The sequence below is a fragment of the Paenibacillus sp. G2S3 genome (assembly GCF_030123105.1).
In the GTDB taxonomy this organism is placed as follows: Bacteria; Bacillota; Bacilli; order Paenibacillales; family Paenibacillaceae; genus Paenibacillus_AQ.
The window spans coordinates 2,620,631-2,637,316 of sequence record NZ_CP126095.1 but is presented as its reverse complement, the minus strand read 5'-3'; the positions used below and the strand labels follow the sequence as shown (position 1 = coordinate 2,637,316).

The following is a 16,686-nucleotide window of genomic DNA, read 5'->3' as shown; positions in this document are numbered from 1 at the left end:
CCTCCTGCTTCCTTGACTTTCACTTCAATAAGTCTTTGATCTGTTCCAAGAGGTTGACCACAAACTAACTAATAATGGTAATAATATAAGTTATAGGAAGATGAACGTCGATGGCGATTTCTATGCTTAGTATGTCGGATATTACGTTCAAACAAAGAAAGCTTCAAAGAGCATTAGGAGATTCCCCCTTAACTCTCTGAAGCTCGCACTATATATTAAATCTAGCTACCAACCCTTGTAGTCCATGAGCCATTAAGTTTAATTCACTTGCAGAGGAAGCAATTTGTTCCACCGAGGCCATTTGCTCTTGCGATGCTGCCGACACATGCTGTGTACTAGCTGCAGTAGTCTCTGCAATTGTCGTAACACTTCGAAGCGATTCCACAATCTCTTCCGTAGCCGCTGTGATCTCTTCCACAGCTCCGGATACTTCCTGAACCTGTTCAGCTAGTGAATCTATAGATAACCGAATCTCACCAAAAGATCGTCCAGCCTGCTCAATAATCTCCGTGCCTTCCCTTACTTCACCCATACTACTCATCATAACCTTCATCGCATCATCCGCTTCACTTTGAATACCGCTCGCCACTTTCGCAATTTGATTAGCGGATTCTGCGGATTGCTCTGCCAGCTTACGAACCTGGTCGGCAACTACAGCGAAGCCTCTCCCTTGCTCACCAGCGCGGGCTGCCTCAATGGTCGCATTTAACGCTAGCATATTCGTTTGCGAAGCGATCCCTTTTATGACTCCTACAATACTGCCAATTTCCTGTGATCGATTTACGAAGCCCTGAACTTGCAGTGACAGAGACTGTATGGATCGGTTAATGGATTCCATCTGCTGACCTGCGGCCAGAAGTGATTCATCTCCGGCAATAGCAAACGACGCAGAACGATGAGAAGCTTCAGAAATATCCTGAACGCTGGAGGCAATTTGACCGATTCCTATCGATATTTCTGAAATTGTTATTGTATTGGTCTGTAGATCATTCATCTGTTTAGCTGTTCCCGAAGCTACTTCACCCATAATATTCGAAATACGTTCTGTGGCGCCAGCTGTCACACCACTATCCGAGGTAAGATTTGTAGAGGAATTCGCGAGACTATTCGCCGATAGCTTCACCTGCTCAATCATCGAGCCCAAATTTTCTGTCATTTTATTAAAATTAAACGCCAGTTCACCAATCTCATCTTTTGACCGGACATTTAGCTTGCGAGTAAGATCGGCATCTCCATCTGCAATCTCCTTCAGCTGTGTGTTCACATCACGAAGCGGTTTAATAATTCGTCCAGATATTAATAGTGCAAGAATTAGGGCAAGAACAACCGATAATCCGGTCACACCAAAGCCAGTAATTAAAGCGTTGTTACGATGGGCTTCTGCTTGACTCTGCCCGTTCTGTATTTCCTCCATGAGGATGCTCTGGAATACAATCTGAGATTCAATCATTGAATCTAATGATAAATTTGTAAACTTCTTCTGCGCTTCCGGGAAGTTTCCGTCCTTGGCTAAGGCGAAGGCTTCCTTCAAAACGATCAAATAATCATTCCATTTCCCCTTCAGCTCGGTTACACCCTTAAGTTCTTTTTCACTTAATCTGGCGTTCTCCAGCTCCGTGATCGCATTCTCAATCAATGGGAGCGTCTCTTCATACTTAGAGAGATAAGATTTCCGCTCAGCATCTGTGTTGCTCATCACATAACGAGCCCCGAGCTCATCTGCGGTACGAATTTTATCCGTTAATCCCTGAACAAGCGACAGCTTGTTCCAGTTGCGATTGACCTGATCTGTCAGCATCGTAACCTTTCCCTGAAACAATGTGTTTCCTGCTATGGCCACTAGAAAAACTACAATCACAGCAGTAAAACCCAAAACAATTTTCCCACGGATATTTCTGAACATCGTTGTTCCTCATCTCTATATGTATAGTAGGTCTCGATTTGGTACTTTTATCCTACTATCGTTCCCTTAAGCTTCTCTGAATTTGAACTGAATATTTGCTAAAAAAACAAAAAGACCCTACTTCCGGCCCCAGGCTGGAACTAATGGTCTTTAGAGATCTTTTTATTCGTATAAATTTCCGTTTGCCAGCTCAGCGAGCTTCCCTTCGTCCAGTACGCTTAGGCGTCCACGATTTCGTGTAATAATTCCTTCATCAATGAACCGACGCACGATCCGGTTAAGATGCCGATAACTTGTACCCAACAACTCTGCTGTCTCTATAAGGCTAGAGGTCCGAATCTCCTCCACACGTCGGTCACCGTTTTTATCGGCGAATAAAGACATCAAATAGCTGGCAAATCGATTCTCGACCGGATACAACAGGTTAAGTGCGGAGGCTTGGCCGAGCGTATGCAATTTGTGACTAAGTTCTCCTACGAGAAAACGTAACAAAGCTGTATTTTCCTCAAGCTCTCTCAGCAGTAATCTTCTCCCGGCAAAAAGAATCAAGCTCTCACCCACAGACTCCACTTGATTCTTAACAGGAAAGCGATGAAGCAGCTCCACATCCCCAATCACTGATATCGGATTTGTAAACCGCACCAGCATAGATTTGCCGTTCGGCAGCAGTGTCTGAATTTTGAGCTTGCCCTCAACCAATATGAACATCCCATCCAACTGATCGCCAACCAAACACAGCTTCTCTTCATCCGTATAACGTCTCAATTCCATTTTATATGTGACTAGCGGGCTAAAAATTCCGTCCAGACCGTTCTTCACTGCCAAGGCACGGACAGCTTCACGGTCATTTATCGTTTGCATGTGGTGCCCCCTCTATTGTTTGCTCAAATAAGTGTAATTTAGAATACCCCACAAAAAAAGGACATATGTCCTTTTTGATAATATAAAAAAAGTATAAGTTTCACACCATCCTACATCACAACAGAGTCCACACTATATCGGATCATATTCACTTTTTGATCTTGTAACCAAAATTCTAAACTCCGATGATTGATCTTATCTACGTACCCGATAATATCAGCCCCTTGTTCCCCTCTTTTATAATAAGAAGGACCGTAAGCTTCTATCACATCATCAGCAGAAGAACTTACATGAATACCTCTCGCAGTGCTCATCTTCTGATCGGAATAAACGCTAATTAGAATGATTTTATCATCACCACGCGCTGCGGCTACTGTTGTCTCGTTATCCAAATTATAATATTGATACCGTTCAATATCGTCACGGGGTTTAGGTTCTTGCGTAAGCGATTCTAGGCTCTGAAGCAGCTGAATATCTCCCAGACGTTCCTGTTCTAGATTGCTGCTGGATACGCGAGAGTAGTGACTTTGTCTTGGGGCATTGTATAAATAAACATGATAAACCCCATAACTTAAACCTACCGTAATAAAAATGATGATAAATGACCAGCCTTTACTAAATGGCTTCTTTCTCACTGTCCTCACACCTTCTTCTAACCTTTACTGTGCAAAATATTTCTCCAGCTCGCGCTGCGCCCGATATTCCGGGAAATTAAAGGACTGCCACTTCCGCTCTCTTTGTGCACCGTCCCACCATTCGTTTCTCAAAAATTGATCCAGCATCCCATCTTCCTTACGACTGAACTTAATCAGAGAAGGGATGACCTCCGGTGACAGACCGACCAAATAATCTGCATCCAGCTTACCGCTTACCTCATAACGCTCCATATTCTTATTCGCTATAATGACATCCATTCCGATATAGTTCATTACAACGTAAGAAGCTAGACCTAGCACTATATAACATTTGGCCAGCGGCAAACGCGGAACAACTATCCGCACTGCTGCAAGAATCAACAGCAAACCCATAAAAATCATAAATGCATGAACTAGGAATCGAATCGTAGTATAACCATACGCCTCTTCATAGAGGGTTAGTCTAGTATAGGCAGAATACAACATGACCGTTGAGCAGCCGACCAAGATATATAGCAGAATATTAATGACTTTTTGGAGCAGCCCGCCCCTCTTTCCGTCCGTTCCCAATGCCAGCATTAGAATCACGAAATTAATCGCGGTCACCATAATTAGTTCGAAGAATCCACTACGAGCATAATCAGCATAGGAACTGCCCTCTGGTAACATCCCTTCCCAAGCTCCAAACAAGTAAGAAAATTGGACGATTACGAACAGAACATATACCGTGTTAATGGCAAAAAGAATTGTCGTCATAATTACAGGGTCGACCCTAAAGGTGACAGGCGCCAGTACAGGACCATACTCCTTAGGCTGAACATTCCAATCATAGATCTTCGAATCTACAAAGCCCCATGCTAAGCCGAACAAGCCCATGCCCATCAGGATGATCCACAGTGTCCGCACAATAATTTCACCAAATGAAATCCGATCCAGCATATTCGGCAGCCAAATAAGCACATGATGAAATACCCCATCGGCCGAGGCAAGCAGAGTAATCACAACAAGCAGTATCGGAAAAGAGATCGCAAGTCCTGTCAACACTTTCCCCAACACTTGCTTACGCTCATCCTTCACCTTACTATTATTACTACTTTTGATGTCCTTGAACGCAGTCCCCCAGTGACGAAAGTTCTGTGGAATCACATGCTCCAGCGTATCCCAAAGCATTCTGAATTGACTCCAAGAGGGGCGTTTATCACTTAGCAAATAAGTCATATGTAATAAAATCAACACCGGGATTACTAATAAGTTCAGCCCAAAGTAGAACAGATTATGAAATAACACATAGGTCAATGAGAGTAGAAAAATCGCTCCGAACCAGAAGTAACTAAGTCTGTTGAGTTTGCGCAGTTTAGCCTTAGCAAAATAAAGCATATACGCATAAAACAGACAAACAAAGATAGGATAAGATACACCCGGCAACTTTCCGTAGAACAACAACTGATGAACAATCGCTAGTAAGAAGGCCACTATTAAAGCGGCAAGTGATCGATTAAGCTTAAGCTCCGTTTCATCGGTCATGGTAAACACCCCCATATTCTTACTTTCTTATCCTTATTCTAAATGATAAAATAAGAAAAAAAAGAGAAAGATATTTTTAATAATTTCCTATTTTCTGAAGGGATCTAAACCATGAAGCTGCATAGCCAATATTTAAAACTACACTCTCAGTTTGGGGGAGCGACAGAAATCACAGTAACGATGGATGAACTAGCATCGACCTTCGGATGCACACATCGTAATGCCATGCACATTGTGAATAAAATGATACAGCTCGAATGGGTACAATGGACACCTAAGCGTGGACGGGGTAGTCGCTCCTTATTACAGTTCCTTGTCCCCTCTGAAGAAATTGCACTGCAATCCATGATGCAGGCTATTAGCCGTAAAGATGTTCACAAAGCCATTGAAGGCATCAAAACCCATGCCAGCTCCTCCTCACTGCAGGATACATTACAAGGTTGGCTGCTGACCTATTTTGGTCATCATTCCGAAATCCGTAGTGACAAACAAATTGATACCCTGCGGCTTCCTATTACGCAGCAGCTACATACCTTCGATCCGCTCCATATGAATCTTTTGGCAGAGTCTTTTGTTTCCAGTCATGTCTTCGACGGATTAGTGAGACGCAGCGGGGAACGGGATAAGATAGTACCTAGTCTTGCTCATGCCTGGGAAGTGGATGACAGCCGTACGATCTGGACTTTTTTTCTGCGTAAGGAAGTATTGTTCCATCATGGAAAAGTACTGACAGCTAAAGATGTAGTCTATTCCTTGGGACGGCTGATGGGAACCTCTAAGCGGACACTCTACAGCTATATTTTCAAAGAAATTCAGCGGGTTACCGCGCTAAATCCATCCACCGTACAAATTACTCTTAAGCAGCCCAATGAGCTATTCCTTCCTTTTTTGTGTACGAGCAGAGCTGCTATTGTTCCGCGTGATTTAGAAGGCATGGACGAACCTAGCTTTGGTCGTAGACCGGTGGGGACAGGACCTTTTAAGGTTGTGGACATGAATGAGGACACTTGTGTGCTGGAGGTTTTTCCTTATTATTTTCAAGGACGAGCTCATTTAGATCGCGTCGAAATACTTTATGTCCCATGGGATACCGAGACAGGGTCCTCAGATACAGGTTCGGCTTTTCATGTGATTCAGAATCCTTCATCCACCAATTCTTCGTCTTGGAGCCGGATTCATTCGGAGTCCTACATCCGTAAATTTGTTACCTGCAATACGCAAAAAAAAGGACCGCTAAGCGACCCCCTTCTTCGGGCAAAGATCGTATCCTGTTTAAAAGACGATTTCGCAGCTGTAATGGATAAGTCGATGGATGCTCAAGAAGTCACCCTGCAAATATCCACTATTCCGCAATATGCTAGCGATGCTGAATTTATTGCTACCAAGCTAGGGCGTCAAGGGTATTCATGTACGGTTGTTTCCGTGTCTCCAGAGGAATTCAAAGGTCCCGTCCGGCTGGAATCTGACCTGATTGTTTTCTCTTTATTTCGAGACGAGGATGAACAGCTTCGATTATTTGATTTATACCTCACGCTCTCTCAGCACATAGAACCGCATACCAGGGCAGATATTGAAGGTTGGCTCTATACCATTGCAAGGGAACCTAATCCTGAGGCTAGATCCGAGAGCTTTAGTATTATCGAGAACCGTCTTCTCGAGGAGCATCATCTGCACATCTTGTATGAAAAACCCACCCAGACTGCTTACCTCCCCTCTGTCCGTGGTGTAAGCTTCAATAGTCAGGGCTGGGTTGATCTTCGTCATTTGTGGTTCCCGCCGCTGCTTTCCAGTGGGACCCTATGACTGGTTTTGCAGTTCTCTATTTCTCTTTACTTAACAGATCAGCTAGCTCTTCCGAATTCTTATCTTTTAAATCCAGCATCCTTTCGCTATTACTATCTTTAATCAGGAAGCCATTTTTAGTTTCAAAATCCATATAAAGGCTGTATTTAACAACCTCAGAATCAGCGTAAGAAACAGTCATTCGATAAGTTGGTGGACCACCCACATCCACAGCCCCGGGTACTTTTTTTGTTGTTCTTATAACATTTTCAAATATTTCAATGCTTTCACTGTCAGTATAAGTGATTTCCGTTGCTTCGGACACAAGGCTAACGCTGACGATCTCCTGCTTGGATCTGACAAATACAAATAATAAAATCAGCAAAATTATAAGTGAAAATGAAAGGAGACTAAATTTTTTCATAAACTACCTCCTTACTAAAGAAAAATGGAGGCTGATCACTCAGTCTCCAAAATAATTTTATAATTCATTTGAGTATCTTTTACCAGGCAGGCTATCCATAAGCCCTTTTCCAATCAAATTAGCAGAAACTGGCTTCTTCCCGATTTCCCTTGCCCAGACTGACAACTGTCCGACATGATGAATTTCATGAGCGATCACATGGCGCATCACTTCGCCCCAAGCATCAGTCACGACCCGACCTTCCGCAAGGTGATCCTCCAAAACATTCCACTCCAAACCCTCATGCCAAGAAAGTACAAAGGGCTCCACATCGGAACGGAATTTCGCATCCAGTTCTCTTACCAGCTGCAATGACTTGTATTGCTCAAAGTCCTCCTGAAAATCTGGTTTACCTTGCAACACTTGAATCCAGCTCCACTCCACATCAACAATATGAAAGAGAGTCTTCAATATGCTGCCTACACCACCAGTACGTGCCCTAAGAAGCTCTTCCTCAGAAATACTCTCACACCACTCGTACCATTGTTCACGAACCATCCAGTTATATTGAAAGAATGTTTGCAGATCAAGGCCTCCTTTTAATGGGAACTTAGATATTTTCGGTATCCTTCTACCTTCTCATCTCTATACCCTAACGATTCATAAAAAATATGCGCTTCCTTACGCTTCTCTCCAGAGACCAAAATGATATAAAAGCAGTCTTTCTCCTGAGCCATTTCTTCAATGGCGAGCATCAGTTTTTTGCCCACACCTTGACGTCGGGCCCGCGATGAAACTACCACATTCTCAATCACCATAAACGGTTTGCAATCTCCTACTAGGTCATGACAGACAATCCCCATCAAAGACCCCATTAACTCTCCATCCACAAAAGCGCCCAACAATATGTACCGACGATCTGCCTTAATTACTTTAAATACTTCTTCTAGTTTATTAAGATCCGATGGTTGATCCATCAGCTCCTGATATAAATCACCAAGTTCATGGAGAGACTCCAATTCTATTTCTTTAATAACGACCATGAATGTTCAACCTGCTTTCTTTAATTTAAGAATCTATTTCATACATAGTCCACTATTTACGTACCTTCAGTTCAAATTCATCCTTCTGCCCATCCCACTCAACAACGACCTTAATGATCGAGTCCTCATGTTCAAACGCCCCGCTTCCAGCTCTTTCGGACTTCAACTCACTTTTTCTTACTCCCTTAACATCTTCTAAGGTTTTACTTCCTCCACCTGATGTTCCCTTGAAGCTATATTTAAAAGAACTGATTTTATCAAGGTCGGTAAGTTCACCTTTATACTTAAGTTCGATGGTTGAATCAAACCAGGTTTCATAATCTGACCTTACACCCTTTTTATCGATGAACTTTTCCGTTGCCTTTTGAACATATTCTGCCGACCAAACGTCTCCTTCACCTGAGAAGGTGTAGTTATGTTTATACGTAGTTGTATTGCAGGCAGCAAGAAGAACGATCATCATTCCAGACAGTATCAGTGCGGATAACTTCTTAATCATTATAGATCCCTCCTGATTCTGATAAAAAGCGAATTGTAACTGTTGTCCCCTTACCTTTAGAGCTATTATAATAAATTTCCCCAGCATATTTTTCTACAATATTAAAGCAAATCATTAGCCCTAAACCAGTTCCATTACTTTTTAATGAATAAAAAGGTGTGCCCAGCGACTTAACCTCCGCCTCGGACATTCCACTTCCTTCATCGGTGATCATAATCTCGATAAAATTATTATTTCTATTTGCTATAACTGAGACGGATTTCCCTACATCCGAAGCTTCTAGTGCATTTTTTATAATATTAATAAGTAACTGCTTAAACTCAATTTTATTAATGGAAATAAAGCAGTCTTCCTCTACCCTTATATCGATTTGATTATCAGATAGCATGGCATAGGAATGAAGCAGACTCGTAACACTTTGAAGAACCTCCTTCACATCCACTTTCTCTAGTCTTTGATCTCCATTTGGTTTGGATAAGGTTAGAAATTGGGAGATAATCTGTTCTACTGTGTTTAATTCATCTATCATTAAGTTGAACTTACTTTTTTTAGAATCATCAAATGAAGCGTCTTCTTTGAACAATTGCAAAAAACCTCTAACCACAGTTATTGGATTTCGGATTTCATGCGCAACAGCAGCTGTTAATTGTCCTACCATCTTTAAACGCTCGGATTGCTGTAATTGTTCATAATACAGTTGCTGCTTTTTCATCCGCTTAAATGATAAATGGAAAATGAAAAATAATAACACTTGAACAGCTATTATATTTATGACGTTGCCTATAATGTCATGATGTAAATAAGTATATAATTCACCTTTATCAATAAAGATGACATAAGTAAAAGTAATTACCATTAATATCCCATTTATAATAAAGGAAAAGTAGAACAATTTTAAATCGAAAAATAGGATAGAAAGTGCCGGAATAAGACAAATCAAAATATAGGTGGTCCAAGTTTGAGGATATAAAAAGAAAAGCGTATAGAAGTAAGCAAATCCAAAAAGAATGATGATCTTCCTAAAAGTATATGTTTCATACTTAGGATAGATCCATAAACAAATGGATAGAATCAACACACAAAAAAAATGTACAATGTATCCAAATCTAATCCCATTTAATTCTGTTGTAGACAGTATTAATCCAGATATCATAAGGGCAATGTTTAATAACATTACAATGTAATAGATTTTTCGATTCACCTGACTGTAAAACTCTTTCATGAATTCACCACTTCTAAATTATTTAACCCTTTTTTGGATACTACCCTCTCTAGAGGCAAAATTTAAGGGCACCCACTTGGATGCCCTTTCTACATCTCATACATTATTGTAATTATATCAGCCACTTTACTAAAATGGGAATAAATACTTTTAGCCCTAATTATGATACGACTCTTAGTTACGTGTCAATGTATAAAAAATAGACCACTCTCTCACAAAGCAGAGCAGTCCATTTATAGTATCGCTTTTATTCCATATCCTTATCAATATCCTTAGGGATCCGGCGGGCCACATCCGTTGCAATAGCTGCATGGATTACTGCCAGACGCACTAACTCTACTACTTTTTCGTTAAAAATACTTGGGATTACGTATTGCTCATTAACTTCATCCGGATGAACGACCGATGCAATCGCTTTTGCGGCAGCCAGCTTCATTTCAAGATTCACTGTTTTTGCTCTGCAATCCAGTGCACCACGGAAGATACCCGGAAAACACAGCACATTGTTGATCTGATTCGGATAGTCACTTCTACCTGTCGCTAACACGCGAACAAAAGGCTCGGCCAATTCTGGATCAATCTCCGGTGTCGGATTAGCCATTGCAAACACAATGTTATCGCTGGCCATGCTCTTGAGATGATCGACGGATAGAATTCCACCACGTGACACCCCAATAAAGACATCTGCTCCCTGCATAACCTCCGTCAGTCCACCTTCAATACCTTCCGGGTTAGTTGCATCAGCAAGCTTCCGCCATTCCTGATTATCATACTGAAGATCTTTTCTAAGAACACCTTCACGATCTACCGCATAGATTTTGCGAGCTCCTGCTGCCAGAAGCATATTACAGATGGACACACCAGCCGCACCTATACCCACAACGACAATTCGCACATCTTCGATAGATTTATTTACTACTTTAAGCGCATTCAAAAGACCTGCCAAAACTACAACAGATGTACCGTGCTGATCATCATGAAATACTGGAATATCCAGCTCTTCGGCAAGCCGACGTTCAATCTCGAAACAGCGCGGAGAACTGATATCTTCTAAGTTGATTCCCCCAAATCCAGGAGATACTGCTTTTACAATATTAATGATTTCATCTGATTCTTTCGTATTTAAGCATAGTGGAAAAGCATCGATGTTCGCCAATTGCTTAAACAGCATAGCCTTACCTTCCATAACAGGCATAGCCGCTTCCGGTCCAATATCCCCTAGTCCAAGCACAGCCGTACCGTCTGTAACGACAGCTACTGTATTCCGCTTCATCGTCAAAGAATACGCTTTATTAGGATCTTCGGCAATCGCCGTACACACTCGGGCAACCCCCGGCGTATACACCAGCGATAAATCCTCCCGATTCTTGATTGGCATTTTAGGTGTGATTTCAATTTTCCCGCCTAGATGAGCTAGAAATGTTCGATCTGACACATTAATTACTTTGACCCCTGGCATCTTCGATAGTATAGACATCATTTCTCCATTCGAGGCATCTTGCACGTTTATTGTTATATCTCGAGTTGTTACATCCTTACCTGCACGAATCACGTCAATAGCGACGATATCTCCACCTGCAGTGGCAATTCCTGAAGCAACATCACCAAAAGAAGCAACCGATTTCCGAATTTCGAGCCTGACAATCATCGTTGTTGCAATAGCCATGAATTAGCCTCTCTTTCTTCAACCCTAAGATTTCAAATACACTATACTATACCATTTAATCAAACTTTCACCCTATTGAATAGATCACCTTAGTATTTTTCTTAATATAGTATTCCCTTCGGCACCAGGACCAAATACATCAGGGATCGTAGCAACGGGCACAAAGCCATTTTTACCGTAAAAAGCGATCACATCATAATCTTCTGCATAGGTCAGCATAAGTAAACAGTAAGCTCCCCTACTCTTAACAACCTTTTCTACATGCTGTAGTAAAATACCTCCTATTCCTTTTCTACGATTTTCTTTACTTACTCCAATGTCTAGGACTTCGGCTCTTGCGCCAAGCGCGGGAATACCAATCGGTGCCTCCTCATGCAAAACGGCAACAATACCAAAAGCATCGCATTGTTCATTCTCATGATAGGCATAAAACAATGCCCCCCGCTCAAAATGTGATTGTATACGGCGTCTCAGCCACTGCTCATGGTTAGGATTGTTTCTATCCAAATGGATATGCTCAACCTCTGCTAAGAGATCCAAATACGGCTCGATCTCATGTTCACGAATTAATTTTATAATAGACATTCAACAATTCTCCCTCAAAAACAAGTTATGTATCAGCAGTCTGAACTTAACATGTCCACTGCACAAATAACATGGAGAGTTTGATTATAATGTTGCAATACACATTTAAAAAGTCCTTCACTGAGCCTCACTTGCGTTATATCATAGACAATGACAAGTTAATTGGGCAGAATGAATATTATATACATGTCTCACCTATAACGTAGTTGAAGGAGCTTACACTTATGACAGAATCATTTCAAGCCTTGGTTGTCGACAAAACAGAATCTTTGTTCTCCGTCGCTGTTAAACCAGTTACCTTAGAAGATCTACCCGCTGGAGAAGTCTTAATAAAGGTTGCATACTCCAGTGTGAACTATAAAGACGGTTTGGCCAGTATCCCTAACGGGAAAATTGTAAGATCCTACCCTTTTATTCCAGGCATCGACTTATCCGGTATTGTGGTGTCTTCCACTGACGATCGGTTCCATAAAGGACAGCAAGTCATTGCAACAGGATATGGTATGGGTGTCTCTCACTTTGGAGGGTTTAGCGAATATGCACGTATTCCTGCTGCTTGGATTACCCCTCTTCCAGAAGGACTTACACTAAGAGAAGCCATGATCTATGGTACAGCTGGATTAACTGCAGCCTTGTCCATTCAAGCGTTAGAAGACAATGACTTATCACCGGATAAAGGCAAAGTGCTCGTAACGGGAGCGACCGGCGGTGTGGGTGGTTCGGCTATCGCCATGCTTAGTACAAACGGCTATAGCGTAGTCGCCAGCACTGGTAATGCGGAAGCTAACGAATATCTAAAAGCTCTGGGTGCGGAAGAAGTCATTTCACGCGAAGAGGTTACGGGTGGATCTAGCAAACCATTAGAGAAACAGCTTTGGCAAGGTGCTGTAGATTCCGTTGGCGGAAACTCACTTGCATCGATTTTGAGTAAAATCTCCTACAGAGGTTCCGTTACTGCAAGCGGCCTGACCGGTGGTACTTCTGTTCCAACTACCGTTCTTCCCTTTATTCTTCGGGGAGTTAACCTGCTCGGTATTGATTCCGTAGAGTGCCCTGCCGAGCTACGCGAAAAGGTGTGGGCACGGATGGCGACTGATTTGAAGCCTGCACAGCTTGAGAACCTTGTAGATCGTGAAGTAACCTTAAATGAACTGCCACAAGCATTGGAAGATATTCTGCAAGGAAACACACGAGGCAGAGTGCTTGTCCGTTTATCTTAAGCCATACCAAGTAAACCTCCCGAGAGAGTTAATCTCAGGAGGTTTTTTGTTGTTACTCTTGATTATTTGAGTATTGATAATTCGGCTGTTGTTGTACATAAGGCTGTTGGCGAAAGTGCTGTTCATAGCCTTGAGTGTAGTATCCTTGCATTGGGTAAGGCTGATAATTAAATGCTTGCGTCGCTGGAGGCATTTGTGAAGCTATGGGTATGGGCTGAGCTTGCATATGAGCATATGGCTGCATGTTCGGATGCATGTTAGGCTGCATGTTTTGTTTCATATTTGCATGCATATTCATATTTGGAGCCATATTTGGTTTCATATTAGGAGCCATATTTGGGGCCATATTATTGACTCCCTTTACTTTATCTTCCTCACAGCAGTCGGCAGGTGGGCCGATAAAGGTGCCCGGTTTAATAGGAGCTAACGCTTCCTTAACCAAGGCTTCATTCAAACAGTAAGTATGGGCCAATACATTTGCAGGGGTTTTACTCAGGAGATCCGAACCTAATATGACCTCTGGAATAGGTGCATCAAAAATCGCGAGCAAATGTGTATTATCGACGGTTGCCACCTCATAATGCCACCAGCCTTGCGGCACATTCGCCACTTGACCTGGACATATTGGGAAATGAAGAAGTTCATTTGTAAACGGATTGAGTATAGACACTACTGCTGATCCACAGATACAATAGACAAGCTCTGCCGCATTTTGATGATAATGAGGCTCCACCACATTCGATTTACTAAGAAAAATATCTAGGAGCGAAATATTCTCCAGTGTGTTCAACTGCTTAATCGATAGCAAATTAATGTAGTTGTTGGCATCCTTTTTAAATAGAGTATTAGTGTTCACATCGAACGTAAATTGTGTATCAGGGGACGTATAATCCATGTATGAAGTCACTGTTTATTCCTACCCTTCTGTTCCTGTAAATTTTTGATTTCCTAGAACAACATATGCGTTTGCCTATGCCTAGGTGCTGGAGATACACTGAATCCAATAAAAATTCATCTTTCCCTGTTAAACGGGGCATCCTCTAAAGTGTTAAATTCTCACACTACACAGGAGGCAAAGTATGAAATCAATTCACACTAAAATAGTATTAGCGTTATGTATCTCTCTCTTCACCATTATGGGGTTGCAGCCTTTGAATCAACACTCCACGGTTGCAGCCGCTGACCACAAATCCTCTACCAAACAGACTCCATTAACCTTTGTTCTGATTCATGGCTCTTGGGCTACAGCAGGTTTTTGGGATGAAACAGCAGCCGAGCTTCGTAAGTTAGGGCACACTGTCTATACACCGGAATATGCCGGACATGGCGCGGATAAGAATAATAACGTAACACATGCGCAAATCACGAAGTCCCTTGTCGACTATATCAAACAAAAAGACTTGAAGAATTTTATTCTGCTCGGACATAGCTTTGGGGGATCAGTCATTCAAACGGTTGCCCAGGAAGTACCTGATCGGATCAAGCGGATCGTGTTCTTCGATGCCTTCGCGCCGCTTGACGGGCAAAGTGTGGCGGATCAGTTTCCTGCTGAGTCACTTAAATCCTTTGAACAGCTAAGAGACGCTTCTGGTAATAACACTATCACGCTCCCATTTCCGCTCTTCCGGGATACATTCGTCAACACTGCCAGTCTTGTGGAAGCAAAAGCCTTTTATAAACAAGCTCCACCCGAGCCGGCTACTCCACTATTTGAAAAGCTGGATCTAAAGAAATTCTACAGTCTCAAAATCCCTAAAAGTTATCTTTATTTGACGGAAGACACGGCTATCCCACAAGGCCCATATGGATTTCACCCGACTCAGTCCAGTCATTTGGGTGTGTTCCGCTTCATCGAGGGCAAAGGTGATCATATGACCACTGTCCGAACCGAGCCAAAAATGATGGCGGAATTGATGGTCAAGGCGGGTAGAGATTAGAGACGTTCTAACGAAATATTTCAGTCAGTAGTGAAATACTTCACCAGGTCATTGTACGCCTTTGATGTAAACTTAGTGGCTGTGGATAAATCAAAGCACTGGTCGGACCGAGGAGACCTTATTTTCAAATATCCAGCAAATTAGCGAAGCTATCGGACTCAGACGCAGCTATTCACCTAAAATTGCTCCAATAATGCGGAATTGAAGGGGAATAAGAGCTATACGGTCCGTATTCCTTGCAAAATGAGCTAAAAAGTGAAAATAACTGCAATACGGTCCGCAATATTCGAGTAAAGCGATACTTTTTGAGTGGTCATCAGCGTACGGTAATTGTTTATGATGAGACATGCGTGCAGTTGATCGCTAGTGCTTCAAATCTTATAAAAAAGAGCAAGCGTAAGGGAAACTTCCCTACTACGCTTGCTCTTTTTACAATTCTCCCCATGACATTTAAGGATTCGGCTTCACTCCGGTAATCACCCAGCTATTATGGTCTTTAACAAGTGAGATCGTCAGTAGCATGGATGGTTCTGGACCATTTGAGGTTGCGGAATCTATGCGCATTTCTATGACCTCTGAATTCGGGTTAATTACTGTTTCTTTAGTAACCTCGTACTTTGTAATCCACGGACTGGATACGCCCGTTACCCAATTCAGTTCAACAAACTGCGGATACATAACCTTTTTGAGCTCCTTGGAAAAGATCGAATATTGAATCGACGCGTTCCGGTGCAGCAAACCGAATCCATATAGCTCAGCCGCTTGAAATGCAGAAGGCAATATGATTCGTTTAGACTCCGGGGCTGGCAAAGGCATGGCTGAGAGCAGCTTTCCATTAGACTGGATCACCGTTCCGTTGTTGTCAGGCGCACCTATTGCGATTCCCGGCAGAAGCAACAGCCCTGCGATTAGGGTGGCTGCCAATTTCTTTGTGCTCATTAGAATCACCTCATAGAAAGCTTTTTCACCTCATCTGAATTGAATTCTAATTATTCCCCGTCGTCGCTGATAATTATGTATGTTAGGACTACCTGTCTAGATTTTTCATAATATACCCCCCTGTGCAATAAACTGGTAATATAAAAAGAGAGGTTATTTTAATAACTAAACTTTAGAGGAGATGTCCCATGAAAAAATACTTAAAGTACTGTCTATCGGCAGGTCTGCTGCTCGCTCTATCCATCGGTACCGTAAGTACAGTAAGTGCTGAATCCAAGGTCAAAACTTACAAAAACTGTACAGAGCTAAACAAAGTTTACAAAGGTGGAGTCGCCATTTCCAGCTCAACCAAGAACAAAGGTGGAAAAACGAAATATAAACCTTTTGTATCGAAGGCGCTCTATGAAGCCAACAAAAAGAGCGACCGTGATAAAGACGGAATCGCTTGTGAAAAATAAGATTTACCC

At 42.2% G+C, this 16,686-nt stretch carries 16 protein-coding genes and 1 pseudogene; 4 read left to right on the top strand and 13 right to left on the bottom strand.

Annotated features, from left to right (window positions below; all coding sequences use genetic code 11):
* Nucleotides 1-208: 208 nt before the first annotated feature.
* The 4 genes from QNH28_RS11315 to QNH28_RS11300 all read right to left on the bottom strand — a co-directional run bounded on the left by QNH28_RS11315 (nt 209) and on the right by QNH28_RS11300 (nt 4,923).
* Nucleotides 209-1,903: a methyl-accepting chemotaxis protein gene (locus tag QNH28_RS11315; RefSeq protein WP_283911444.1), complete on the bottom strand. Its 1,695-nt coding sequence runs from the start codon at nt 1,901-1,903 to the stop codon at nt 209-211.
* 162 nt (nt 1,904-2,065) lie between these two features.
* On the bottom strand, nt 2,066-2,764 hold the full coding sequence (locus tag QNH28_RS11310; protein ID WP_076283011.1) for a Crp/Fnr family transcriptional regulator: 699 nt from the start codon (nt 2,762-2,764) through the stop codon (nt 2,066-2,068).
* A gap of 110 nt (nt 2,765-2,874) precedes the next feature.
* Nucleotides 2,875-3,399 (bottom strand): hypothetical protein, encoded by a 525-nt coding sequence (locus QNH28_RS11305; protein ID WP_283911443.1) that lies wholly within the window; start codon nt 3,397-3,399, stop codon nt 2,875-2,877.
* A 24-nt stretch (nt 3,400-3,423) separates the two neighbouring features.
* The gene (locus tag QNH28_RS11300; RefSeq protein ID WP_283911442.1) at nt 3,424-4,923 is read right to left on the bottom strand and encodes a DUF4153 domain-containing protein; all 1,500 of its coding nucleotides are present in this window, start codon (nt 4,921-4,923) and stop codon (nt 3,424-3,426) included.
* Between the two features lie 111 nt (nt 4,924-5,034).
* Between QNH28_RS11300 and QNH28_RS11295 the strand changes: the two genes are divergently transcribed.
* Nucleotides 5,035-6,726, top strand: coding sequence for an ABC transporter substrate-binding protein (locus tag QNH28_RS11295; RefSeq protein ID WP_283911441.1), 1,692 nt, complete (start codon nt 5,035-5,037; stop codon nt 6,724-6,726).
* A gap of 16 nt (nt 6,727-6,742) precedes the next feature.
* Here the strand turns inward: QNH28_RS11295 and QNH28_RS11290 are convergent, their stop codons facing one another.
* The 7 genes from QNH28_RS11290 to QNH28_RS11260 all read right to left on the bottom strand — a co-directional run bounded on the left by QNH28_RS11290 (nt 6,743) and on the right by QNH28_RS11260 (nt 12,123).
* Complete coding sequence (locus QNH28_RS11290) at nt 6,743-7,129, bottom strand: YhfM domain-containing protein (protein ID WP_283911440.1); 387 nt, start codon at nt 7,127-7,129, stop codon at nt 6,743-6,745.
* 57 nt (nt 7,130-7,186) lie between these two features.
* Complete coding sequence (locus tag QNH28_RS11285; RefSeq protein ID WP_283912120.1) at nt 7,187-7,693, bottom strand: DinB family protein; 507 nt, start codon at nt 7,691-7,693, stop codon at nt 7,187-7,189.
* 14 nt (nt 7,694-7,707) lie between these two features.
* On the bottom strand, nt 7,708-8,151 hold the full coding sequence (locus QNH28_RS11280) for a GNAT family N-acetyltransferase (RefSeq protein ID WP_283911439.1): 444 nt from the start codon (nt 8,149-8,151) through the stop codon (nt 7,708-7,710).
* Between the two features lie 52 nt (nt 8,152-8,203).
* Nucleotides 8,204-8,650, bottom strand: coding sequence for a hypothetical protein (locus QNH28_RS11275; RefSeq protein ID WP_283911438.1), 447 nt, complete (start codon nt 8,648-8,650; stop codon nt 8,204-8,206).
* Nucleotides 8,643-9,872: a sensor histidine kinase gene (locus QNH28_RS11270; protein ID WP_283911437.1), complete on the bottom strand. Its 1,230-nt coding sequence runs from the start codon at nt 9,870-9,872 to the stop codon at nt 8,643-8,645. The genes QNH28_RS11275 and QNH28_RS11270 overlap by 8 nt, the downstream gene beginning before the upstream one ends.
* Before the next feature lie 247 nt (nt 9,873-10,119).
* Nucleotides 10,120-11,538 (bottom strand): NAD-dependent malic enzyme, encoded by a 1,419-nt coding sequence (locus QNH28_RS11265; RefSeq protein ID WP_283911436.1) that lies wholly within the window; start codon nt 11,536-11,538, stop codon nt 10,120-10,122.
* 84 nt (nt 11,539-11,622) lie between these two features.
* Complete coding sequence (locus QNH28_RS11260) at nt 11,623-12,123, bottom strand: GNAT family N-acetyltransferase (RefSeq protein WP_283911435.1); 501 nt, start codon at nt 12,121-12,123, stop codon at nt 11,623-11,625.
* Nucleotides 12,124-12,347: 224 nt separating this feature from the next.
* Between QNH28_RS11260 and QNH28_RS11255 the strand changes: the two genes are divergently transcribed.
* A complete protein-coding gene (locus QNH28_RS11255; RefSeq protein WP_283911434.1) occupies nt 12,348-13,343 on the top strand; it encodes an acrylyl-CoA reductase family protein in 996 nt (331 codons plus the stop codon).
* 319 nt (nt 13,344-13,662) lie between these two features.
* On the opposite strand, the pseudogene QNH28_RS29640 reads toward QNH28_RS11255, so the two are convergent.
* Nucleotides 13,663-14,250 (bottom strand): annotated as a pseudogene (locus QNH28_RS29640) (cupin domain-containing protein); the annotation flags it as partial.
* A gap of 172 nt (nt 14,251-14,422) precedes the next feature.
* Here QNH28_RS29640 and QNH28_RS11245 point away from each other — a divergent pair.
* Complete coding sequence (locus QNH28_RS11245) at nt 14,423-15,280, top strand: alpha/beta hydrolase (RefSeq protein WP_283911432.1); 858 nt, start codon at nt 14,423-14,425, stop codon at nt 15,278-15,280.
* A gap of 450 nt (nt 15,281-15,730) precedes the next feature.
* On the opposite strand, the gene QNH28_RS11240 is transcribed toward QNH28_RS11245, so the two are convergent.
* Nucleotides 15,731-16,219, bottom strand: coding sequence for a hypothetical protein (locus tag QNH28_RS11240; RefSeq protein WP_283911431.1), 489 nt, complete (start codon nt 16,217-16,219; stop codon nt 15,731-15,733).
* A 188-nt stretch (nt 16,220-16,407) separates the two neighbouring features.
* Here QNH28_RS11240 and QNH28_RS11235 point away from each other — a divergent pair, with 188 nt between their 5' ends.
* Nucleotides 16,408-16,677, top strand: a complete 270-nt coding sequence (locus QNH28_RS11235; RefSeq protein ID WP_283911430.1) for an excalibur calcium-binding domain-containing protein — start codon at nt 16,408-16,410, stop codon at nt 16,675-16,677.
* Nucleotides 16,678-16,686: the final 9 nt, after the last annotated feature.